23 protein-coding genes are annotated in these 20,825 nt (G+C 71.3%); 7 read left to right on the top strand and 16 right to left on the bottom strand.

Annotated features, from left to right (window positions below):
- Positions 1-68 precede the first annotated feature (68 nt).
- The 5 genes from MNZ39_RS01935 to MNZ39_RS01955 all read left to right on the top strand — a co-directional run bounded on the left by MNZ39_RS01935 (position 69) and on the right by MNZ39_RS01955 (position 4,625).
- Positions 69-1,190 (top strand): branched-chain amino acid ABC transporter substrate-binding protein, encoded by a 1,122-nt coding sequence (locus tag MNZ39_RS01935; protein ID WP_242333650.1) that lies wholly within the window; start codon positions 69-71, stop codon positions 1,188-1,190.
- A 66-nt stretch (positions 1,191-1,256) separates the two neighbouring features.
- On the top strand, positions 1,257-2,159 hold the full coding sequence (locus MNZ39_RS01940) for a branched-chain amino acid ABC transporter permease (protein WP_242333653.1): 903 nt from the start codon (positions 1,257-1,259) through the stop codon (positions 2,157-2,159).
- A complete protein-coding gene (locus MNZ39_RS01945; RefSeq protein ID WP_242333656.1) occupies positions 2,159-3,130 on the top strand; it encodes a branched-chain amino acid ABC transporter permease in 972 nt (323 codons plus the stop codon). Before MNZ39_RS01940 ends, MNZ39_RS01945 begins: the two co-directional genes overlap by 1 nt.
- The gene (locus tag MNZ39_RS01950) at positions 3,127-3,894 is read left to right on the top strand and encodes an ABC transporter ATP-binding protein (RefSeq protein ID WP_242333659.1); all 768 of its coding nucleotides are present in this window, start codon (positions 3,127-3,129) and stop codon (positions 3,892-3,894) included. The genes MNZ39_RS01945 and MNZ39_RS01950 overlap by 4 nt, the downstream gene beginning before the upstream one ends.
- Complete coding sequence (locus MNZ39_RS01955; protein WP_242333662.1) at positions 3,894-4,625, top strand: ABC transporter ATP-binding protein; 732 nt, start codon at positions 3,894-3,896, stop codon at positions 4,623-4,625. Before MNZ39_RS01950 ends, MNZ39_RS01955 begins: the two co-directional genes overlap by 1 nt.
- 78 nt (positions 4,626-4,703) lie before the next feature.
- Here MNZ39_RS01955 and MNZ39_RS01960 read toward each other — a convergent pair whose 3' ends face one another.
- The 16 genes from MNZ39_RS01960 to MNZ39_RS02035 all read right to left on the bottom strand — a co-directional run bounded on the left by MNZ39_RS01960 (position 4,704) and on the right by MNZ39_RS02035 (position 18,916).
- A complete protein-coding gene (locus MNZ39_RS01960) occupies positions 4,704-5,393 on the bottom strand; it encodes a P13 family porin (RefSeq protein ID WP_242333665.1) in 690 nt (229 codons plus the stop codon).
- 131 nt (positions 5,394-5,524) lie between these two features.
- A complete protein-coding gene (gene rarD, locus MNZ39_RS01965; protein WP_242333668.1) occupies positions 5,525-6,424 on the bottom strand; it encodes an EamA family transporter RarD in 900 nt (299 codons plus the stop codon).
- A complete protein-coding gene (locus MNZ39_RS01970; RefSeq protein ID WP_242333672.1) occupies positions 6,421-7,368 on the bottom strand; it encodes a DMT family transporter in 948 nt (315 codons plus the stop codon). Before MNZ39_RS01970 ends, rarD begins: the two co-directional genes overlap by 4 nt.
- Before the next feature lie 80 nt (positions 7,369-7,448).
- Positions 7,449-8,081: a LysE family translocator gene (locus tag MNZ39_RS01975; RefSeq protein WP_242333675.1), complete on the bottom strand. Its 633-nt coding sequence runs from the start codon at positions 8,079-8,081 to the stop codon at positions 7,449-7,451.
- 13 nt (positions 8,082-8,094) lie between these two features.
- Positions 8,095-8,409 (bottom strand): AzlD domain-containing protein, encoded by a 315-nt coding sequence (locus MNZ39_RS01980; protein ID WP_242333678.1) that lies wholly within the window; start codon positions 8,407-8,409, stop codon positions 8,095-8,097.
- Positions 8,406-9,122, bottom strand: a complete 717-nt coding sequence (locus tag MNZ39_RS01985; protein WP_242333681.1) for an AzlC family ABC transporter permease — start codon at positions 9,120-9,122, stop codon at positions 8,406-8,408. Before MNZ39_RS01985 ends, MNZ39_RS01980 begins: the two co-directional genes overlap by 4 nt.
- Before the next feature lie 55 nt (positions 9,123-9,177).
- Positions 9,178-9,900, bottom strand: a complete 723-nt coding sequence (locus MNZ39_RS01990; protein ID WP_242333684.1) for an ABC transporter ATP-binding protein — start codon at positions 9,898-9,900, stop codon at positions 9,178-9,180.
- The gene (locus MNZ39_RS01995) at positions 9,897-10,706 is read right to left on the bottom strand and encodes an ABC transporter ATP-binding protein (protein WP_242333687.1); all 810 of its coding nucleotides are present in this window, start codon (positions 10,704-10,706) and stop codon (positions 9,897-9,899) included. Before MNZ39_RS01995 ends, MNZ39_RS01990 begins: the two co-directional genes overlap by 4 nt.
- Positions 10,703-11,749: a branched-chain amino acid ABC transporter permease gene (locus MNZ39_RS02000; protein WP_242333690.1), complete on the bottom strand. Its 1,047-nt coding sequence runs from the start codon at positions 11,747-11,749 to the stop codon at positions 10,703-10,705. The genes MNZ39_RS01995 and MNZ39_RS02000 overlap by 4 nt, the downstream gene beginning before the upstream one ends.
- Entirely contained in the window at positions 11,749-12,684 is a 936-nt protein-coding gene (locus tag MNZ39_RS02005; RefSeq protein ID WP_242333693.1) for a branched-chain amino acid ABC transporter permease, read from the bottom strand. The genes MNZ39_RS02000 and MNZ39_RS02005 overlap by 1 nt, the downstream gene beginning before the upstream one ends.
- 89 nt (positions 12,685-12,773) lie before the next feature.
- Complete coding sequence (locus tag MNZ39_RS02010; protein ID WP_242333696.1) at positions 12,774-13,952, bottom strand: ABC transporter substrate-binding protein; 1,179 nt, start codon at positions 13,950-13,952, stop codon at positions 12,774-12,776.
- Positions 13,953-14,180: 228 nt separating this feature from the next.
- A complete protein-coding gene (locus tag MNZ39_RS02015; RefSeq protein ID WP_242333699.1) occupies positions 14,181-15,422 on the bottom strand; it encodes a DcaP family trimeric outer membrane transporter in 1,242 nt (413 codons plus the stop codon).
- Between the two features lie 208 nt (positions 15,423-15,630).
- Positions 15,631-16,551 (bottom strand): DMT family transporter, encoded by a 921-nt coding sequence (locus tag MNZ39_RS02020; RefSeq protein ID WP_374109394.1) that lies wholly within the window; start codon positions 16,549-16,551, stop codon positions 15,631-15,633.
- Positions 16,552-16,655: 104 nt separating this feature from the next.
- Complete coding sequence (locus MNZ39_RS02025) at positions 16,656-17,393, bottom strand: amino acid ABC transporter ATP-binding protein (protein WP_242333705.1); 738 nt, start codon at positions 17,391-17,393, stop codon at positions 16,656-16,658.
- Positions 17,390-18,121 carry an amino acid ABC transporter permease gene (locus MNZ39_RS02030; RefSeq protein ID WP_242333708.1) on the bottom strand — a complete coding sequence of 244 codons (732 nt, stop codon included), beginning with the start codon at positions 18,119-18,121 and terminating at the stop codon, positions 17,390-17,392. The genes MNZ39_RS02025 and MNZ39_RS02030 overlap by 4 nt, the downstream gene beginning before the upstream one ends.
- A gap of 15 nt (positions 18,122-18,136) precedes the next feature.
- Positions 18,137-18,916 carry a transporter substrate-binding domain-containing protein gene (locus tag MNZ39_RS02035; protein ID WP_242333711.1) on the bottom strand — a complete coding sequence of 260 codons (780 nt, stop codon included), beginning with the start codon at positions 18,914-18,916 and terminating at the stop codon, positions 18,137-18,139.
- A 166-nt stretch (positions 18,917-19,082) separates the two neighbouring features.
- Here MNZ39_RS02035 and MNZ39_RS02040 point away from each other — a divergent pair, with 166 nt between their 5' ends.
- Both MNZ39_RS02040 and MNZ39_RS02045 read left to right on the top strand, forming a co-directional pair.
- Positions 19,083-20,138, top strand: coding sequence for a methionine ABC transporter ATP-binding protein (locus tag MNZ39_RS02040; RefSeq protein ID WP_242333714.1), 1,056 nt, complete (start codon positions 19,083-19,085; stop codon positions 20,136-20,138).
- Positions 20,107-20,784, top strand: coding sequence for a methionine ABC transporter permease (locus tag MNZ39_RS02045; protein ID WP_242333717.1), 678 nt, complete (start codon positions 20,107-20,109; stop codon positions 20,782-20,784). Before MNZ39_RS02040 ends, MNZ39_RS02045 begins: the two co-directional genes overlap by 32 nt.
- Positions 20,785-20,825: the final 41 nt, after the last annotated feature.

The following is a 20,825-nucleotide window of genomic DNA, read 5'->3' on the forward strand; positions in this document are numbered from 1 at the left end:
CGTTTCCGCTACCGGAGGGCGCCCGACTGGTGCTGAGATGTCGCCTCCCCGGGTTCAAAGGAGGACACATGACGAAGCCGATGAGACTCGCTGTCGCGATGTCCCTGCTCGCATTCGGATCCGCCCGCGCGGCGGACACGGTCAAGATCGGGCTGATGGCCCCGATGACCGGCTCCTGGGCCAGCGAGGGCCAGGAGATGAAGCGCAACGTCGAGCTGCTCGCCGCGGAGCAGAACGCGCGCGGGGGCCTGCTCGGCAAGCAGATCGAGGTGGTGCTGGAGGACGACGGCGGCGATCCGCGGACCGCGGCCCTCGCCGCGCAGCGGCTCACCACCCGCGGCGTCGTGGCCGTCATCGGCACGTACGGCTCGGCGGTGACCGAGGCGACCCAGAACATCCTCGACGAGGCCGGCGTCATCCAGGTGGCGAACGGCTCCACCGCCGTACGGCTCACCGAGAAGGGGCTCAAGCACTTCTTCCGGACCTGCCCGCGCGACGACGAGCAGGGGCGCGTCGGCGCCGCGACCCTCGAGAAGCTGAAGGCGAAGAAGGTCGCGCTGCTCCACGACAGCTCCGCCTACTCGAAGGGGCTCGCGGACGAGATCGCCGCGATCCTCAAGAAGCGCAACATCCCGATCGCCTTCTTCGACGCCCTCACGCCCAAGGAGCAGGACTACTCGGCCATCCTCACGCGCCTCAAGGCGGCCGGGCCGGACGTCGTGTTCTTCACGGGCTACTACCCCGAGGCCGGCCTGCTCCTGAAGCAGAAGAAGCAGATGGGCTGGAAGGTCCCGTTCATCGGCGGCGACGCGATCAACAACCCCGACCTCGTCAAGATCGCCGGCAAGGACGCCGCGGCCGGGTTCCAGTTCCTCTCGCCGCCCGTCCCGAAGGACCTCGACACGCCCGAGGCCAAGGCCTACGTGGCGAGCTACCAGAAGAAGTATGGCGAGGCCCCGAGCTCGATCTACGGCGTCCTCGCCGGCGACGGCTTCCGCGTCGTCGCGAAGGCCATCGAGGCGACGAAGTCGACGGACGCCGACAAGCTGCGGGCGTACCTCGTCGGCCAGCTCAAGGACTTCCCGGGCTTCACCGGCAAGATCGCCTTCAACGACAAGGGTGACCGGGTCGGCGAGCTGTACCGCGTGTACGCGGTGGACGCGGCCGGCAACTTCGTCCTGCAGAAGTAGTCCTGCAACCCGGAGCGGGGCCCCGCCGCAAGGGGCCCCGCTCGACCTCCGGAGCCGACAGACTTCATGGAGCAATTCTTCCAGCAGGTGACGAACGGGCTCGCGGTCGGGAGCATCTACGCCCTGATCGCGCTCGGGTACACGATGGTGTACGGCGTGCTCCGGCTCATCAACTTCGCGCACGGCGACCTCTTCACCTACGGCGCGTACCTCGGGATGACGCTCCTCACGTCGTTCCTCCTCCACGATCACCTCGGCCTCGCGCTCGCGCTCGTCGTGCTGGCGGTGATGGTGATGGGGCTCGTCGCCGTCATCGGGGTGATCCTGGAGCGGGCCGCTTACCGGCCGCTGCGGGAGTCGCCGCGCCTGTCGGCGGTGGTCTCGGCGCTGGGCGCCTCGATCTTCCTCCAGAACGCCCTCATGCTCGTCTACGGCGCCCGGTACCAGGTCTACCCGGACGTCCTCCCGCAGACGACGGTCTCGTTCCTCGGCCAGCAGATGCCGGTGATGCGCCTCGCGGTCGTGCTGGTGTCCGTCACCATCATGGCGGCCCTCTACCTGTTCGTGCAGAAGACCAAGGTCGGCACCGCCATCCGGGCCGCCGCCATCGACCAGGGCGCGGCGCGGCTCATGGGCATCGACGTGAACAAGGTGGTCACGATCGTCTTCGTGATCGGCCCCGCCCTCGGCGGCGGGGCGGGCCTCCTCGTCGGGCTCTACTACGGCCAGATCAGCTTCACGATGGGCTGGATCTACGGGATGAAGGCGTTCACCGCCGCCATCCTGGGCGGGATCGGCAACATCCCCGGCGCGATGGTGGGCGGGCTCCTGCTCGGCGTCGTCGAGGCGCTCGGCGCGGCCTACCTCTCCATCGCCTGGAAGGACGCGTTCGCCTTCCTCGTGCTCATCCTCATCCTCATCGTGCGTCCGTCCGGCCTGCTCGGCGAGCGCGTGGCGGAGAAGGTCTGATGGCGGCCCGGACCACCACCCGCCTCGCGGTCGGGTACGCCCTCGCGGCCGCGTTCATCGTGGCGGCGCCCCGCTTCCTCGACGCGTACTGGCTCGACGTGCTGAACAGCGTCGGGCTCTACGTCCTCCTGGCGCTGAGCCTGAACCTCATCCTCGGCGACGCGGGGCTCTTCAACATGGGGCACGCGGCGTTCTACGCGGTGGGCGCCTACACCGCCGCGATCCTCAACACGAGGTACCAGATCCCGATCCTCTGGACGCTCCCGGCGAGCGCCGTGGTGGCGGCGGTCTTCGCGGCGCTGGTGGCCCGTCCCGTCGTCCACCTGCGCGGCGACTACCTGCTCGTGGTGACCATCGGGCTCGGCGAGATCGTGCGGATCGCGCTCGTGAACGACGTGTTCGGGCTCACTGGCGGGGCGAACGGGATCTTCGGCATCTCCCGCCCGATGGTGTTCGGCTACAAGATCCGCCGCCCGCACGAGTTCCTCTACCTGATCTGGGCCTTCGTGGCGGTCACCGTGCTCCTGTTCCACCGCCTCGAGCAGTCGCGCTTCGGCCGCGCCCTCAACTACCTCCGCGAGGACCCCGTCGCCGCCGAGGGCAGCGGCGTGAACACCGCCCGCTACCGCCTGCTCGCCTTCGCGCTCGGCGCCGCCTGGGCCGGCATGACCGGCACCCTCTACGCCGCGAAGATGACCATCATCTCCCCCGAGTCGTTCGGGTTCTGGGAGTCGGTGGTCCTCTTCCTCATGGTGATCCTCGGCGGCTCGGGCTCCATCCCCGGCGTCATCGTGGGCGCGGTGCTCGTGGTGGTGCTCCCCGAGGTGTTCCGCGGCTTCGCGAGCGCGCGCATGCTCGTCTTCGGCCTCGTGATGATGGTGATGATGGTCGTCCGGCCCCAGGGGCTCCTCCCGTTCCGGCTCCTCCGCTTCAAGGAGTCCGACGTGCGCCGGGCAGGAGCGTCGTCGTGAGCGCGCTGCTCGAGGTCCGCGGCGTCACGAAGAGCTTCGGCGGGCTCACCGCCGTGAGCGACGTCACGTTCGACGTCCAGGCAGGCTCGGTCGTCGGCCTCATCGGGCCGAACGGCGCCGGGAAGACCACCACCTTCAACCTCATCACCGGCAACTACCGCGCCGACCACGGGACGATCCGCTTCCAGGACCGGGCGATCGACCGGATGCGGACGCACAAGATCGTGCAGGCGGGGATCGCCCGCACCTTCCAGAACGTCCGGCTCTTCCAGCAGCTCTCGGCCGTCGAGAACGTCCTCGCCGGGCGCCACTGCCGCACGCGGAGCGGCGCGCTCGGCGCGCTCCTCCGCCCGCCCTGGCAGGTCCGCGAGGAGCGCGAGGCCGCGGCGCGGGCGGTGGACGAGCTCGCCTTCGTCGGCCTGCGCGGGCGCGCCATGGAGCTCGCGAAGAACCTCGCCTACGGCGACCAGCGGCGCCTCGAGATCGCCCGGGCGCTCGCCGCGGACCCGCGGCTCGTGATCCTGGACGAGCCGGCAGGCGGGATGAACGAGCAGGAGACCGAGGAGCTCATCGGCCTCATCGGCCGGATCCGGGCGCGCGGCATCACCATCCTGCTCATCGAGCACGACATGAGCCTCGTGATGCGGGCCTGCGAGCACATCGTGGTGCTCGAGTACGGACAGAAGATCGCCGAGGGCTCCCCGGCCGCGATCCAGGCGAACCCGCGGGTCATCGAGGCGTACCTCGGCACGGAGGAGGTCTAGTGGACGCGCCGCTCCTCGAGACGCGCGGCCTGCGGGTCAAGTACGGCAACGTCGAGGCCCTGCACGGCATCGACCTCGCCGTCCGGCAGGGCGAGATCGTCAGCATCCTCGGCGCGAACGGCGCCGGGAAGTCCACCACCCTCCGCGCCATCAGCGGCCTCCTGCGCCCCTCGGGCGGCGAGATCCGCTACGACGGCAAGCCGGCGGCCGGCATCCCGGCGCACGAGCGGGTGCGGCTCGGGATCGCCCAGGCGCCGGAGGGCAGGCGCATCTTCGGCACGCTGACCGTGCGGGAGAACCTCGTCCTCGGGGCGTTCACCCGCTCCGACAAGGACGAGATCGCCGCCACCGCCGCCTGGATCTACAAGCTCTTCCCGGTCCTCGAGACGCGCCGGCTGCAGCTCGCCGGCACCCTCTCCGGCGGCGAGCAGCAGATGCTCGCCATCGGGCGGGCCCTGATGGCGAAGCCGCGCGTGCTCCTCCTCGACGAGCCGTCCCTCGGCCTCGCCCCGCTGCTCGTGAAGGCCATCTTCCGCACGCTGCGCGAGATCAACGAGCAGACGGGCGTGACGGTGGTGCTGGTGGAGCAGAACGCCCGCGCGGCGCTCAAGCTCGCCCACCGCGGCTACGTGATGGAGGTCGGCCGGATCGTGCTCGAGGGCCCGGCCGCGACCCTCGCGTCCGATCCGAAGGTGCAGGCGGCCTACCTCGGCGGGAAGACCGGCGCGTAGAGCTCCTGGAGCCGCAGGCGTGGACCTTGCGCGCGGTGGAGCAGGCAGCGGCCCCCGCGTCGAAGGATCGCCTCCCAATCAATAGCGGAGCGCCACGCCGAGGGCCGCGCCGGGGGCTCCGCGTCCCGGCGCGATCGGGAGCAGGGCCGGCATCGCCGTGACGGGCGGCGGCAGTGCCCGCAGCGCGCGCTCTGCCTCGCGGTGGCGCCGGCCGGAGAAGGTGAACGGGAGGATCACTCCCCCCACCCGGGAGCCGAGGATGAGCGCCGCGCCCGTCCCCAAGAGCACGGACCCGCTGCGGCTGGGCTGCGAGGTCCCGAACGCCGAGAGGACGCCCGCGAAGAAGAGCGTCGAGCCTGCAAAGTCCGCCGCCGCGAGCCACGCGCCGCGCGGGTCACGCGACGCGAGAGAGCCGAGCCCGTATCCCGGGTAGAGGTTGAGGAGCGGGGCCCACCAGCGGATCCCCTCCTCGAGCCCGTCGAGCAGCCGGGCCCGCTCCGCGTGCGTGAGCCGCACGAAGCGTGCGTCGCTCGCGATGACGCTGCCCGCGTCGTACGGACTCTCGGCGCGGAGGGCGGCGACGAGAGCCGGGACGGCGTCCGCGCCGTCTCGCTCGAGCGTCAGCGCGGCAGTGCTCTCGGCGTCCCCCTGCGTCGCCTCGGGCTCATCGTCCCAGGCGCCCGTCGGTGGCTCGGGATCGTGACGCGGTTCTGCCGGCGTCGAGGCGGAGACCAGGAGCGCGGCGATGCAGGGCAGGACGGCGTGCATGCGACCGATCGTACCGCACGCGATGCAGGTTCGATCCGCCTTCGAGCACGCCCCGAGCTCGGCGGCAACGCTCGGGAGGATTCTCCCTGGCCGGCGAGCGTCTCTTCACGGGGCCCGACGGTCGCGTCCCGTCACCCCGCCTGACGCCGAGCCAGCGCGAGCGCCTCGAACGAGTAGATCGCGAGCGAGAGCCAGATGCAGCCGAAGGTCAGGGCGTGCGCCGCGGAGAACGGCTCCCGGAAGACGAGCACGGCGATGGCGAACTGGACGGTCGGGTTCACGTACTGGAGGAGCCCGATCGTGGAGAGCCGGAGCCGCTGGACGCCGAGGGCGAACAGCATGAGCGGGATCGCGGTCACCACCCCGCTCGCGGCGAGGAAGATCGTCACGCGTGCGCTCGCGCCGAGGTGGCCCGCGTGCGCGGCCCCCAGCGCCGCGAGGTAGATCGCCGCGACGGGCGTGAGGAGCGCCACCTCCCCGAGGAGCCCGGCGGTCGCGTCCACCCGCACCCGCTTGCGGATGAGCCCGTACAGCCCGAAGGTCAGCGCGAGGGCCAGCGCGACCCACGGGAACGTCCCGGCGCGGACGACGAGCGCGACCACGCCCAGGGCCGCGAGGATCACCGCGATCCGCTGCGCGCGCGTGAGCGGCTCCCGCAGAAACACCACGCCGAGGACCACCGAGACGAGCGGGTTCACGAAGTAGCCGAGGCTCGCCTCCAGGACGCGCCCCGCGTTCACGGCCCAGACGTAGACGAGCCAGTTGGCCGAGATGAAGAGCGCGCTCGCGGCGAGGCTCGGAAGCGTCCCCGGCGCGCGGAGCTGCCGGAGGACGTCCGCCCAGCGCCGCTTCAGCGTCACGAGCGCCGCCACGAACAGCGTCGAGCAGACGATGCGGTAGGCTAGGATCTCGGGGGCGGGCACGCCGGCGAGGGCGTGGAAGTAGAGCGGGAACAGCCCCCACATGAGATACGCGGCCGCGGCGTAGCCGACCCCAGCCGCGCCGCGGGACCCTTCCGCGGGGACCGTCACCGGGACGCCGCCTCGACGCGCGAGAGGAGCAGCACGGCGCCGAGGATGAGCGCCCCGCCCGCGGCGCGCACGAGGGTCACCTGCTCGCCGAGCAGGACGGCGGCGAGGACGAGCGTGGTCACGGGCTCGAGGGTCGAGTAGACGGAGGCCCGCACCGGACCGAGCCGCTCGAGCCCGGCCAGGAAGAACGCGACGGCGAGCACGGTGCAGATCACCGCGATGGCGAGGACCGCGGCCCAGCCCACCGGCGTCCGCGGCAGCTGCGGGCCGCGCAGCAGGACCACGCCCGCGAAGACCACCGCCGCGGCCGAGCTGACCACCGTGGTCGAGGCGGTCGGCGTGATGCCGGCCGGGAGCCGGCCGCCGGTGAGGATGTAGACCGAGTAGATGAGCGCCGCGAGCACGCCGAAGAAGATCCCGAGCGGCGACCCGTCCACCGCCCGCCCGATGGTGAGCAGGCTCCCGAGGAGCGCCATGACGATGGCGACGAGCTGCGCGCCGGAGAGCGGGTGGCGGAGGACGACGCGCGCCAGGATCGCGACGAGGGCCGGGTAGAGGTACAGGAGCAGCGCCGCGAGCCCGGCCGACGCGAGGCTCACCGCGGTGAAGTACGAGAACGCCTGCCCGGCGTACCCGATCGCCCCCATGCCGACGAGCATGGCGAGCCCCTTGCCCCGCGGGACCCGGGCGCCGCGGAGCGCGAGCACGATCCACATGAGGGCGGCGGCGATCGTGAAGCGGAGCAGGAGGAGCGTCGAGGTGTCCACGCCCGACGCGTAGGCGAGGCGCGCGAAGATGGGCAGCGTGCCGAAGCTCACCGCGGACGCCGCCACGTAGGCGACCCCCAGCGCCGTGCCGCGCCCGCGCGGAGGCCGCGCGGGGGCGCCCGGCGGCACGGCCGCCGCGGGGTCCATCACCGTTCGCTCGGGCTCGGTCGCGGGCACGGCGCGAGGACATATCAGCCCGCGCGGAGCGGGGCAAAGGGCGCGGATCGCGACGGGCTCGGCCCAGGCGAGCAACGCCGTCACCGCGCGAGCGCGCTCAGCGCGCCGAGGCCCACGTAGATCGCGCCGCTCAGGTAGCGCTCCCTGCGCGCGAACGCGGGGTTCCGGCGCAACCAGCCCCCGAGCCCACCGGCGACGAGCACGTAGCCGCTGTCGGTGACGACGGCGAGCGCCACGAAGAGGAGGCCCAGGGCCAGGACCTGCGCCGCCATCGACGCGCGCGCGGGATCCGCGAACTGGGGCAGGAAGGCGAGGAAGAAGAGCGCCGTCTTGGGGTTGAGCGCGGCCACCAGGAAGCCCTGGCGGAGGATCGAGCGCGGCGCGGCGGGCGCCGCCCCTGCGTCCGCGGCCCCCAGCGAACCGCCGCGGTCGAGCACCCGGCGAACGCCGAGGAGCACGAGGTAGGCGGCCCCGAGGTACCTCACGAAGGAGAAGGCCACCGGCGACGACGCGAGCAGCGCCGCCAGGCCGAGCGCGGCCGCGGCGGCGTGGACGGTGTTCCCGAGCCCCACCCCCAGCACCGACAGGAACCCGGCGCGCCGGCCGAGGCTCATGCTGCGCGCCACGATGAACAGCACCGCCGGGCCGGGCGTGAGCGTGAGGGCGAGCGTGGCGGCGACGAAGAGCGCGAGCTTCTGCGGGGGGATGACCATCGCGGCGCGCTCGTCAGGCCAGGGCCTGCAGGGTCCACAGCACCGCCATCCCGACCGCGATGGTGAGGACCACGTTCCGCGTGCGCCACGCGACGAGGGCCGCGACGACGCCCGCCACGAGCCGGAGGTTCCCGGGGCGCAGGTCGAGCGCGCCGTCGCGCACGAGCAGCTCCGGGAAGACGATCGCCGAGAGCACGGCGGGCGGGACGAAGCGCAGCGCGTGGGTGACGATGGGCGGCAGCTCCACCTTCCCGAGGAGCAGGATGAAGGAGAGCCGGATCGCGAAGGTGACGAGCCCGGCGACGGCGAGGGCGGGCAGCCAGCTCATGCCCGCCTCGCGTCCACGAACAGCCCGACGAGGATCCCCACCAGCGCGGCGAGCACCAGGCCGAGCTTGTAGGGCAGCCCCACCACCATGACCGCGAGGAGGCCGGCGGCGATCGCGGCGGCGGCGGCCGCCACGTCCTTCAGCGCCGGGATGACGAGCGCGATGAAGGTGAGGGCGAGGGTGAAGTCGAGCGACCAGCTCCGCGGCACGGCCGCGCCGAGGAACACCCCCGCGGCGGTGCTGGCCTGCCAGGCGGCCCAGAGGGTCACGCCGGCCCCGAGGAAGTACCAGTGGAGGTGCGGCGCGACGTCGGGCCGGTCGCCGTCGCGCGCGTAGCGCGAGGCCGCGACGGCGTAGGCCTCGTCGGTGAGGAGGTAGGCGAGGAGCACCTTCCAGCCGGTCCCGAGGTGCTTGAGGCGCGGCGCGACCGAGGCGCTGTACAGCGCGTGGCGCAGGTTCACGACGAACACCGTCACGACGAGGACCACCGCCGGCGTGCCCTCGCGGATGAGCTGCGTCGCGATGAACTGCGCCGACCCGGCGAACACCACCGACGACATCGCCTGGGCGGTGAGCGCGGGGAGCCCCGCGCCGAGCGCGAGCAGGCCGTAGATCATCCCGAAGGGCGCGACGCCGAGCAGGATGGGGAGCTCGTCGCGGCAGCCGGCCAGGAACTCCCGGCCCTGCGCCGAGCGTGGTGAGGCGATGGACATCCCCGGAAGATAGCCTCCCGGCGCGCGCGTGGACACACCGCGCGCGCGTGGCCCGTCACTCCCCGAGATACGCCTTGCGGACCTCCGGCGAGGCGAGCAGCTCCTTGCCGGTCCCCTGCATCACGACGTTGCCGGTCTCGAGCACGTAGGCCCGGTGCGCGAGCTGGAGCGCCTTGTGGGCGTTCTGCTCGACGAGGAGCAGCGAGACGCCGGAGGCGTTCACCTCGCGCAGCACGCTGAAGATGCGCTCGACGACCTGCGGCGCGAGCCCCAGGGACGGCTCGTCGAGCAGCATCAGCTTGGGCCGGCTCATGAGCGCGCGGGCGACGGCCAGCATCTGCTGCTCGCCGCCCGAGAGCGTGCCCGCCACCTGGTTGCGGCGCTCGGCGAGGATGGGGAAGAGCGAGAACTGCCGCTCGGCGTCCTGGGCGATCCCGGCCCGGTCGCTCCGGAGGTACGCGCCGAGGTCGAGGTTCTCGCGCACCGTGAGGTTGAGGAAGATCCCCCGCCCCTCCGGCGCGTGGGCCATGCCGCGCGCCACGAGCGCGTGCGAGGGGAGCCGCGTGACGTCCTCCCCCTTGAAGTGGATCGCGCCGGTGCTCGGCTTGAGCATCTTCGACACGGCGCGGAGGGTGGTGGTCTTGCCCGCGCCGTTCGCGCCGATGAGCGCCACGACCTGGCCCTGCGAGACCTCGAGGGAGACCCCGCGCAGCGCCTCGATGGCGCCGTAGTGGACCCGCAGGTCCTTCACCTGGAGGATGAGGCCGTCGCCGCTCATCGCGCGCCCTCCGGGGTGATCGCGATGTGCTTCTCCTCGAGGTACGCGTCGCCGAGGTAGGCCTCGATCACCTTCGGGTTCTTCCGGATGGCCTCGGGCTTGCCCTGCGCGATGGTCACGCCGTGGTCGAGCACGAGGAGCCGCTCGGAGACGCCCATCACGAGCCGCATGTCGTGCTCGATGACGAGGATCGAGATGCCGAACCGATCGCGGATGTTGCGGATGAGCTGCATGAGCTCGACCTTCTCGGCGGCGTTCATGCCGGCCGCCGGCTCGTCGAGGCAGAGCACCTTCGGGCCGGTCGCGAGCGCCCGGGCGATCTCCAGCCGGCGCTGCTCGCCGTAGGGCAGGTTGCGGGAGATCTCGTCGCGCCGGTGCGAGAGCCCCATCACCTTCAGGTACTCCTCGGCGCGGGAGAGGATGCGGGACTCCTCGGTGCGGTGGCGCGCGGTGAGGAACAGCGCGTCGAAGAAGCCGCTCGTCGCCCGCGCGTGGCAGGCGACCCGGACGTTGTCGAGCGCGGTGAGCTGCTTGTAGAGGCGGATGTTCTGGAAGGTGCGGGCGACGCCCTTCCCGCAGATCTCGTGCGGGCGCTGGGCGTTCACGAGCTCGCCGGACACCCGGACCTCGCCCTCGCTGGGCGTGTAGACGCCGGTGATGGCGTTGAAGGCGGTGGTCTTGCCGGCGCCGTTCGGGCCGATGAGGCCGACGAGCTCGCCGGGCTCCATCACCAGGCTGAACTCGGAGAGGGCCTTGAGCCCCCCGAACCGCATGGTGACCGACTTCGCCTCGAGGGGCGCGCTCATACGACCCCCTTGGTCGAGTCGTCGCGGACCTCGGTCGGCGAGGCGCCGGCGGGTCCCGTCGCGGCGAGCTGCCGGGTCCGGAACAGCCGGCGGACGATGGCGAGGTCCCAGATCTCCCGCGTCCCGAAGATCCCCTGGGGGCGGAGCAGCATGAGCGCGATGAGGAGGATCGCGTAGACGACCATGCGGTAGGCCTGGAACTCGCGGAGCAGCTCCAGCGCGATGGTGAGGGTGCAGGCGGCGACGATCGAGCCCGTGATGGAGCCGAGGCCGCCGAGCACCACCATCACCACCACCTCGATGGAGCGGACGAAGGTGAACATGCGCGGCGTGGCGAGCAGGATGGCGTGCGAGATGAGCGCGCCGGCGAGGCCGGCGTACGCGGCCGAGATGACGAACGCCCGCACCTTGTAGCCGGTCGTGTCCACGCCCATCGCCTCGGCCGCGACCTCGTCCTCGCGGATGGCGAAGAGCGCCCGGCCCTGGGTCGAGACCGCGAGCCGGCGCGCCATCACCACCGTGGCGATGGCCGAGACGCCCACCCACACGAGGTTGGTCCGCGGGGGCAGGCCGGAGAGGCCCGTCGCCTGCCCGAGGGTCTTCATGTTCTCGATGACGGAGCGGATGATCTCGCCGAACCCCAGCGTGACGATGGCGAGGTAGTCGCCGCGCAGGCGCAGGGAGGGCATGCCCACCAGGAAGCCGGCGAGCGCCGCGGTGGCCATGCCCGCGCTGAGCGCCAGGGCGAAGATGGCCTGATCGGAGAAGGCCTGCGGGACGAAGGGGAGGTCCACGCCCACGAGCCCGGTGGTGATCTTCGCGGCGGTGTACGCGCCCACCGCCATGAACCCGGCGTGCCCGAGCGAGAACTGCCCGGTGAAGCCGTTCACCACGTTGAGCGAGACCGCCAGCACGACGTTCACGCCGACGCTCACCAGGATGAGCGCGTAGTCGGGCGGCGTCACCGACTGGATGGCGAAGAGGACGGGCAGCCCCAGGAGGAAGGGCAGGATCGACCGGAACACTGCCTTCGCGCGCGCCACTATACCTTCTCCACGGTGACGCGGCCGAAGAGGCCGGCTGGGCGGATCAGCAGCACGAGGATGAGCACCGTGAACGCGATGGCGTCGCGGTAGGACGAGTCCGTGTAGCCGGCGACGTACTCCTCGGTGAGCCCGAGCAGGAGCCCGCCCGCCATGGCGCCGGGGACGCTCCCGATGCCTCCCAGCACCGCCGCCACGAACGCCTTGAGCCCGGAGATGAGGCCGAAGAGCGGCTCGATCTTGGGGCGCGAGGAGGCGTTGATGATGCCGGCCGCCGCGGCGAGCGCGCTGCCCAGCATGAAGGTCCAGGAGATGATCCGGTTCACGGGGATCCCCATGAGGCCGGCGACCTGCGGATCGAAGGAGACGGCGCGCATCGCGGTGCCGAAGCGCGTGCGGTAGACGATGAACTGGAGCACGAGCATCAGCCCGAGCGCGACCCCGAGCCCGAGCAGATCGATCTTGGGCATCGTCGCGCCGAGGACCTCGATGGAGCGCTCGCCGCCGAAGTCGATGAGCGGCGGGAAGAAGCGCGGGCTCGGGCCGGGCGGGAACTGCACCGGGGTGCGGATCCAGGGCGACAGCTGGAACCCGTACTCGAGCAGGAACGAGACGCCGATGGCCGTGATGAGCGCGGTCAGCCGCGCCCGGTGGCGGAGCGGCCGGTAGGCGAAGCGCTCGATCACGAACCCGAGCAGCGCGCACGCGATCATCGCGCCCAGGGTGACGTACGCCGCCCGGAAGAACGACGGCTCGCCTCCCCCGCCGACGATCCCCAGGTAGTAGCCCGAGAACGCGCCCACCATGTAGACGTCGCCGTGGGCGAAGTTGATGAGCTTCAGGACGCCGTACACCATCGTGTAGCCGAGCGCGATCAGGGCGTAGATCGTCCCGACGGAGAGGCCGTTCACGAAGTGCTGAAGGAACTCGGTCACGCGGGCCACCCGGGGAAATGGGGTGCGACACCATAGAGAAGGGAAGGGGCCTCGATCAACCCCTCCCCTTCTCTACGGAAGGCGGAGCCCTACGGCTCGACGGTCGTGACGTACTTCGGGGTGTTCTTCTCGATGCCGATCACGACGGCCGACTTCACGGCGTTGTGATCCGCGTCGAGCGTGATGTTGCCCGCCACGCCGTGGAAGCCCTTCGTCTGCTCGATGGCGTCGCGGATCGAAGGGCCCGTGAGGTCCTTGGCGCGGTTCATGGAGTCGATGGCGACGAGGGCCGCGTCGTATCCGAGGGCGGCGAGCGCGTCCGGCACGGAGCCGTAGGTGTCCTTGTACTTCTTCACGAAGTTCTGGACCCGCGGGTCCGGGTTCTCGTGGGTGTAATGGTTCGAGAAGTACGAGCCGTCGAGCGCGCCCTGGGCGATCTCGTACAGCTTGGCCGAGTCCCAGCCGTCGCCGCCGGCGAGGGGACCCTTGAATCCCAGCTCGCGGGCCTGGCGGCCGATGAGCGCGACGTCGGTGTAGTAGGCGGGGACGTAGATGAGCTGGGGGTTCTTGTTCTTGATGGCGGTGAGCTGGGCCTTGAAGTCCTGGTCACCGGCCTTGAAGCTCTGGTCGCTCACGACCTCGCCGCCGAGCTCCTTGAACTTGGCGGAGAAGTAGTCGGCGAGGCCGACCGAGTAGTCGTTCCCGACGTCGCGGAGGATGGCCACCCGCTTCAGCTTCAGGTTCTCGTGGGCGAACTTCGCCATCACGGTGCCCTGGAACGGATCGATGAAGCAGACGCGGAAGACGTAGGGCCGCGTCTTCGTGCCGTCCTTCGTGACGCGCGGGTTCGTCGAGGTGGGGGAGATCTGCGGGACCTTGTTGGTGTCCGCGATCGGCGCGATCGCGAGCGAGCGGCTGGAGGCCACCTCGCCGAGGAGCACCGCGACCTTGTCCTGCACGATGAGGCGCGTCGCGGCGACCGCGGCCTCCTCGGGCTTGCCCTGGTCGTCATACGTCTTGAGCGCGAGCTTCTTGCCCTTCACGCCGCCGTTCGCGTTCGCCTCGGCGATCGCGAGCTTGATGGCGTTGTCCGTCGACTCGCCGAACGTCGCCTGCTCGCCGGTGAGGGACGCGACGTGCCCGATGAGGATCGTGTCCGACGGTGCCGCCGCCTGCTGCTGACCCGCAGCGGCGGGTTCCTGCTTCTTCTCGCAACCGGCTACGGCCAGGACCAGTGCCGAAACCGCCAACGCTCGCGCGAAACGCATGGGAGCCTCCAGGGGTGAAGAAACGGAAGCTTCCGTCATACAGAACGCATTTGTCATGGGCAATGTGCAACGCGCTTCCCGGCCCGCGGCGCCGTCCCGGGCGGTGCTCGTTTCGCGGGCACCCTCCTCACCCCCGGTTCTTTGCGCACCGCGCCGAGGTGACGACGAAAACGAGGGGGGCGGCGGCCTCGCTCGGCCACCGCCCCCCTCGGAAACCACCCGCCCCGCCTAGAAGAAGGTGTAGCGAGCGAGCGCGTTGACGCGGTGCTGCGTGCCCACGTCGTTGGACGGATCGGCGAGGGCCGCGGCGAAGACGGTCCGGCGGCCGTACGCGTACTCGAGGCCGAGCTCGACGTTCTTCACCGGGCTGTAGAACGAGTTCACGTAGCCGGCGTCGATGCGCTTGTTCGACAGGGGATCGCCCAGCTCGGCCGCGAGCGCGTCGTCCTTGTCGAAGAACGTCTGGGTCCAGATGAGGTTCGAGCGGAAGGTGGGCGACCAGTTGTGGGTGAGGCCCACGTGGTACGCGACCGCGCTCCACATCTCGATGTCGTTCCCCACGAACGCGGCGCCCTGGAACAGCGTCGTGAACATGTAGCGGCCGATGCCGTCGCCGCCCTGGACCGACCACACCACGCTGTCCAGCTTGCCGAGCTTCACGCTGCCGGAGACGCCGGCGCCCCAGGCCCAGCGGCTGTCGTGCACGCCGGCCGCGGTGCGGCCCTGGTACTCGAAGGTCACGGCGCGCAGGTTCAGGTGGCCGAGCGAGAACGGGACCGTGAGGTTCGCGGAGACGTCCGGGTAGCGGTCGAACTCGCGCCCGACGGTGAGCGTCCCGGGAGCCTTCTCCGTGTTGAGCACCAGGCTCTGCGGGTTCTCGAGGGCGACCGCGAGGGTCGGCCCGCCGAAGTTGGCGGTGTAGCGGACGCCGGGCGAGCGGGTCAGCGCGAACGCGCCGTGCGGGTTGAAGTCCACGGTGTCGGGGAGCGACCCGAGATCCATGAAGTTGGCCCAGGTCTGGCCGACCAGGAAACCGGCGTACTCGCCGTAGGCGTGGCGGATGCGGAAGTTCGTGCCGTTGGTGGTCGCCTCGGTGGAGTAGTTGAAGGCGGACGGCGAGTTGAAGTCGCCCTCGACGCGGACCACGAGGTTGCCGTGGTCGGTCGGCGTGGTGGTGGTGAGGCCGACGCGCGACGTGCGGGCGGTCACGTACAGGCGGTCCTTGTCGCGCTCGCCGCGGTCGAGCGGCTGGAACTCGAGGAAGGACGCCCAGTCGTCGCCGCGGATGTCCTCGTCGGCGCCGCTGAAGTCGTAGGTGGCGTCGAGCTCGACGAAGCCGTTGAGCTTGAGCGTGGTGTTGGTGCCGGGGATCTTGAACTCACCGGGCTTCGCGTCCTGGGCGTGGCCGGCGGCGGGCATGGCGAGCGCCGCGCTCACCAGGGCGATCGCCCTGAGCTTCGAGAAGTTCATCGTGCCTCCATTACGTTGGGTGATGCACCTCAGTACCGGGCTGCAGAGTGCGCGGCATTGAAGCACAATCGGAGGCTCCCGTTCACCCGCCTCGCGCTTTTTTCTCGAGGGCAAGCAACCGCGCGTCACGACGACGACGCGCCGCGCAAGTGAAAGCCGAGGGTTGCGTGCGATCAAGGACGGCGCGTCAGCGCGCCGCGACCCGGCCTCACGCCTGTCCGGCGGAGCCCGGCGCCATCGGGGACGCCGAGGAGGCGGCGGCGCGCACCGGCGCTCCGGTCGCGAGCCAGGAGCCGGCGAGGATGAGCAAGAACCCGATGACCGTGCCCGCCGTCAGCGGCTCACCCAGCACGGCGACCCCCGCGGCTACGGCGACCGCCGGATTGACGTACGCGACCACGGTGGCCCGCACCGGCCCGACCTCGGCGATGAGCCGGAAGAAGAGCACGAAGGCGAGCGCCGTGCAGAGCACCCCGAGCACGACCACCGAGAGGATCGCCTCGATCGACGGCAGCGCGGCGGGGAGCTGGGCGATCCCGAACGGCGCGTACCCCACGGCGCCCAGCACGAGCGACACCGCCACCACGTCCAGGGTCCGCACGTCGGTGAGGCGCCGGGACACGACCATGGGGCCCACCGCGTAGCCGATCACCACGAGCACCATCTCGCCCACCGCGCGCAGGTCTCCCCCGCGCACGTCGAGGCCGAGCAGCGCGACCACGCCCGCGAGCCCGACCCAGAGCCCGGCGAGACGGCGTCCTCCGAGCGGCTCGGGGACCCCGCTCAGGCGGGCCAGCACGACGCCGACCAGCGGCACCGACGCGACGAGGAGGCCCGCGAGGGAGCTCGGCAGGTGGCGCTCGGCGTCGGAGAGCAGGAGCCACGGGACCGCGAGCTCCGCCACGGTGAACAGCACGATGGGGCGCCAGCGCGGCAGGAGGGCGCGCAGGTCGCCCCGGGAGAGGAGCACCACCGGCAGGAGGACGAGCGCGCCGATGGCGGTGCGCAGGAAGACGAGGCTCGCCGGGGTGATCTCCCGGACCGCGACCTTGATGAGCAGGTACGGGATCCCCCAGATCACGCACAGCGCGACGAACAGCAGCCAGCCTCGACGGGACAAGGGTGCCACCCTCCTCGCCTCCGGGACCCCGGACGCTCGAGGCACGTGTACCGGAATCCGGGCCTCGACGCTCGCGCGGAGATGCACGGGGCCCGTGCACGGATGCACGCCCGTCAGGTCCGCTTGACCCGCTGCAGGAACTGCCGCGTCCGCTCGTGGCGCGTGCGCTGGAAGACGTCCTCGGCCGCGCCCTCCTCCACGATGCGCCCCTCGTCCATGAAGATCACGCGCTGGGCGACCTCGCGCGCGAAGCCCATCTCGTGGGTGACGACGAGCATCGTCACGCCGTCGCGGGCGAGGCCGCGCATCACGTCGAGGACCTCGCCCACGAGCTCCGGGTCGAGCGCCGAGGTCGGCTCGTCGAAGAGGATGACGTCGGGCTCGAGCGCGAGCGCCCGGGCGATGCCGACCCGCTGCTGCTGGCCGCCGGAGAGCTGGGACGGGAAGTAGGAGAGCCGGTTCGAGAGACCGACGCGCGCGAGGACCCGCTCGCTCGCGGCGCGGGCCTCGGCGCGCGGGAGCTTCCTCACCACGAGGAGCCCCTCCATCACGTTCTCGAGCGCGGTCTTGTTGCGGAACAGGTGGTAGTGCTGGAACACCATGGCGGTCCGCCGCCGCAGCGCCGCCGCCTCCGCCTTCGTGGCCCGGTGGGCGTCCACGGTGAGATCGCCGACGCGGATCGTCCCGCCGTCCGGGCGCTCGAGGAAGTTCACGCAGCGCAGCAGCGTGGACTTGCCGGAGCCGCTCGGCCCGAGGATGACGACGGACTCGCCCTCGTGGACCTCGAGGCTCACGCCCCGCAGGGCTGGCACGCCGTTGAACGCCTTCGTGACGTCGCGGAGCTCGATCATGCCGGCGAGAGCCCCTCGTACCGCCTCACCCGGCGCTCCAGCACCGCCATGCCCCGCTCGATGCCGATGCAGATGACCCAGTAGACGAGCGCGGCCACCAGGTAGACCTCGAAGAACTGCAGCCCGCGCGCCGCCTGGATCTTCGCCTCCCCCATGAGCTCCACCACCGACACGAGGAAGGCGAGCGAGGTGTCCTTGAGCAGCGCGATGACGGTGTTCCCGAGGCTCGGCAGGGCGATGGTGAGCGCCTGGGGGAGCACGATCCGGCGCATGCCTTGCCAGCGCGTCATCCCCACCGAGAGCGCCGCCTCCATCTGCCCCCGGTCGATCGCCTCGATCGCCGCGCGGAAGGTCTCGGAGGCGTAGGCCCCGACGTTCAGCGTGAACGCGAGGTAGATGAAGGCGATGGCCGGGATGCTGCTCACGTCGAGGGACCAGCCGTAGCGGTCGCCGAGGTGGTTCAGCACCTTCGGCAGGCCGTAGTAGGCGAGGTAGATCTGCACGAGGAGCGGCGTGCCGCGCATGAACGAGACGTAGAGCGCCGCCACGTGCCGGAGCACCGGGACGCGGGAGATCCGGACGAGGGCGGTGGCGAGCGCGAGCGGCAGCGCCAGGCTCATCGACACCACGGTCACGTTCAGGGTGACCGGCAGCGCCCGCAGGAGCGCGGGCACCACCGACACCATGAAGGGATAGTCGAGCAGCGGCTCCATGCCGGCGGCGTCCACGGGCGGGAGGGAGCGCTAGCGCGTGTAGTCGGCGCCGAACCACTTCACGGAGAGCTTCGCGAGCGTGCCGTCCCGCTTGGCCGCGGCGATGGCCGCGTCGAGGCGCTTCACGAGCGCCTCGCCCTCCGGCCCCTTGCGGACCACGAAGTGCGAGGGGACGAGCGCGAGCGGCGCCCCGACCAGCTTCACGGGGAGCGCGAGCTTCTTGACGTTGTACCCCACCGTCAGGCGGTCGTTCACGGTCGCGTCGAGGCGGCCCGCGACGATGTCCTGGAGGACGGTGGTGAGGGTCCCGTCGTAGTACTTGATGTCGATGGGCGGGGTGTGGCTCGCGTTGTAGGCCTCGAGCAGCTTGCTGTAGTTGCTGCCGACGCCGGTGCCGACCTTCAGGCCCGCGAGGCTCTCGAGCCCGGAGAACGTCCCGGCGCGCCCTTCCTTGACGATGATCTGTGCGCCGGAGACGAGGTAGTCGTCGGTGAAGAGGTACTTCTTCTCGCGCTCGGGCGTCTTGCCGATCTGGTTCGCGACCAGGTCGAACTTCCGCGAGTCGAGCCCGAGGAAGATGCTGTCCCACGGCGTCGGGGCGAACACCGGCTCGAGCCCGGCGCGCCGCGCGATCTCCCGGACGACCTCGACGTCGTAGCCGGTGAGCTTCCCGTCGGCGTCCTGGAACGTGAACGGAGCGTAAACACCCTCGGTGCCGACCTTGAGGGTCTGGGCCGGCGCCGCACGGGCGACGCCGGCGAGCGCGAGGAGTGCGGTGGCGAGGAGCGGGATCGTCCGGACGGCTCTCATGTGGGAGGTCTCCTTCCGTGATAACGGATGCTCATCCTATAGGGGAGATCGAGGCGCCGGGCAACGCGCCGATCGCCCCGCGGAGCCTGCCACGCCGGCCGGCCTCGCGCCGCGGGGGCTCCTCCAGTATAACGGACACCCCGCGTCCAGCCCCCCGCGAAGCACGATGATCGAGCTCCGAGACCTCACGAAGACCTTCCACGCCGAGGGCGGCCCCGTCCACGTCCTCAAGGGCGTCTCCCTCGCCATCCCCAGGGGCGAGGTGTTCGGCGTCATCGGCCGCAGCGGCGCCGGCAAGAGTACGCTCGTCCGCTGCATCAACCTCCTCGAGCGGCCCACGTCGGGTCGCGTGGTGGTCGAGGGCCGGGAGATCACCGCGCTCCGAGGCCGGGCCCTGCGCGAGGCGCGCCACGCGATCGGGATGATCTTCCAGCACTTCAACCTGCTCTCCTCGCGGACCGCCCTCGACAACGTCGCCCTCCCCCTCGAGCTCGCCGGCCGCTCGCGCGCGGACGCGCGCGCCGCCGCGGCGCCGCTCCTGGAGCTGGTCGGGCTCGCGGGCAAGCACGGCCGCTACCCCGCCGAGCTGTCCGGCGGGGAGAAGCAGCGGGTCGGCATCGCGCGGGCGCTCGCCTCGGAGCCGTCGGTGCTGCTCTGCGACGAGGCCACCTCGGCGCTCGACCCCGAGACCACGCAGGCGATCCTCACCCTGCTCCGCGACATCAACCGGAAGCTCGGGCTCACCATCGTCCTCATCACGCACGAGATGCCGGTCATCAAGGAGATCTGCGACCGGGTGGCGGTGCTGGAGCACGGCGAGATCGTGGAGCTCGGCCCCGTCTTCGACGTCTTCACCTCGCCGACCGCCGAGGTGACCCGGCGCTTCGTCCGCGACCTCGTGGACCGGGCCCTCCCGGCGAACCTCGTCGCGCGCCTGGCGGCGCCGCCCGAGGCCGGCGGCAACCCGGTGCTCCGGATCGTCTTCCGCGGGCCGTCGGCGAACACGCCCGTGATGGCCGAGGTCGTCCGCCGGTTCGGGATCCTGCTCAACATCCTGCAGGCGCAGGTCGACTACATCCAGGGTGAGCCGTACGGGAACATCATCGTCGAGGCGATCGGGCGCGCCGAGGACGTCGCGGCCTCTCTCGAGTTCATCCGCAGCAAGGACCTGAAGGTGGAGGTGCTCGGCCATGTCGCCGGCGATGCTCGGGCTGTTGCTTGACGCGTTCCTCGAGACCCTGCTCATGGTGGCCGTGTCGTCCACCCTGGCGGCGCTCGTCGGCGTGCCGCTGGGCGTCGTCCTGGTCGCCACGAGCCCCGGCCACATCCGGGAGCACCCCCTGCTGAACCGGGTGCTGGGCGCGGTGGTGAACGCCGGCCGCTCGACGCCGTTCATCATCCTGCTCGTGGCCATCATCCCGTTCACGCGGCTCCTCGTCGGCACCTCCATCGGCACGGCGGCGGCCATCGTGCCGCTGACGATCGCGGCCATCCCGTTCGTGGCCCGGCTCGCCGAGGCGGCGCTCCGCGAGGTGGACCCCGGCCTCATCGAGGCAGCGCAGGCCATGGGGGCCTCGCCGATGCAGATCGTGACGAAGGTCCTCGTCCCGGAGGCGCTCCCCGGCCTCGTCGCGGCCCTCACCATCACGGTCGTGAACCTGATCAGCTACTCGGCCATGGCCGGCGCCGTCGGCGGCGGCGGGCTCGGCGACCTCGGCATCCGCTATGGCTACCAGCGCTTCCTGCCGGAGGTCATGCTCGCGGTGGTGGTCGTCCTCATCGTGCTCGTGCAGGGGGTCCAGTCGGTCGGAGATCGCGTGGCGCAGCGGCTCAACAAGCGGCTCGTGCGCTCGCGGCCGAACGCCTAGGCGCCGCGCGGAACCGCACCGCGCGCCTTCGACGAAGAGAG

Origin of the sequence: Anaeromyxobacter sp. SG66 (genome assembly GCF_022690805.1) — a bacterium.
In the GTDB taxonomy this organism is placed as follows: domain Bacteria; phylum Myxococcota; class Myxococcia; order Myxococcales; family Anaeromyxobacteraceae; genus Anaeromyxobacter; species Anaeromyxobacter soli.

Excerpts from the sequence above, each read along its gene's own strand:
- MNZ39_RS01935 (WP_242333650.1), top strand. The coding sequence starts at position 69 with ATGACGAAGCCGATGAGACTCGCTGTCGCGATGTCCCTGCTCGCATTC.
- MNZ39_RS01940 (WP_242333653.1), top strand. The coding sequence starts at position 1,257 with ATGGAGCAATTCTTCCAGCAGGTGACGAACGGGCTCGCGGTCGGGAGC.
- MNZ39_RS01945 (WP_242333656.1), top strand. The coding sequence starts at position 2,159 with ATGGCGGCCCGGACCACCACCCGCCTCGCGGTCGGGTACGCCCTCGCG.
- MNZ39_RS01960 (WP_242333665.1), bottom strand. The coding sequence starts at position 5,393 with ATGCACGCCGTCCTGCCCTGCATCGCCGCGCTCCTGGTCTCCGCCTCG.
- MNZ39_RS01975 (WP_242333675.1), bottom strand. The coding sequence starts at position 8,081 with ATGGTCATCCCCCCGCAGAAGCTCGCGCTCTTCGTCGCCGCCACGCTC.
- MNZ39_RS01980 (WP_242333678.1), bottom strand. The coding sequence starts at position 8,409 with ATGAGCTGGCTGCCCGCCCTCGCCGTCGCCGGGCTCGTCACCTTCGCG.
- MNZ39_RS01985 (WP_242333681.1), bottom strand. The coding sequence starts at position 9,122 with ATGTCCATCGCCTCACCACGCTCGGCGCAGGGCCGGGAGTTCCTGGCC.
- MNZ39_RS01990 (WP_242333684.1), bottom strand. The coding sequence starts at position 9,900 with ATGAGCGGCGACGGCCTCATCCTCCAGGTGAAGGACCTGCGGGTCCAC.
- MNZ39_RS01995 (WP_242333687.1), bottom strand. The coding sequence starts at position 10,706 with ATGAGCGCGCCCCTCGAGGCGAAGTCGGTCACCATGCGGTTCGGGGGG.
- MNZ39_RS02010 (WP_242333696.1), bottom strand. The coding sequence starts at position 13,952 with ATGCGTTTCGCGCGAGCGTTGGCGGTTTCGGCACTGGTCCTGGCCGTA.
- MNZ39_RS02015 (WP_242333699.1), bottom strand. The coding sequence starts at position 15,422 with ATGAACTTCTCGAAGCTCAGGGCGATCGCCCTGGTGAGCGCGGCGCTC.
- MNZ39_RS02025 (WP_242333705.1), bottom strand. The coding sequence starts at position 17,393 with ATGATCGAGCTCCGCGACGTCACGAAGGCGTTCAACGGCGTGCCAGCC.
- MNZ39_RS02035 (WP_242333711.1), bottom strand. The coding sequence starts at position 18,916 with ATGAGAGCCGTCCGGACGATCCCGCTCCTCGCCACCGCACTCCTCGCG.
- MNZ39_RS02040 (WP_242333714.1), top strand. The coding sequence starts at position 19,083 with ATGATCGAGCTCCGAGACCTCACGAAGACCTTCCACGCCGAGGGCGGC.
- MNZ39_RS02045 (WP_242333717.1), top strand. The coding sequence starts at position 20,107 with ATGTCGCCGGCGATGCTCGGGCTGTTGCTTGACGCGTTCCTCGAGACC.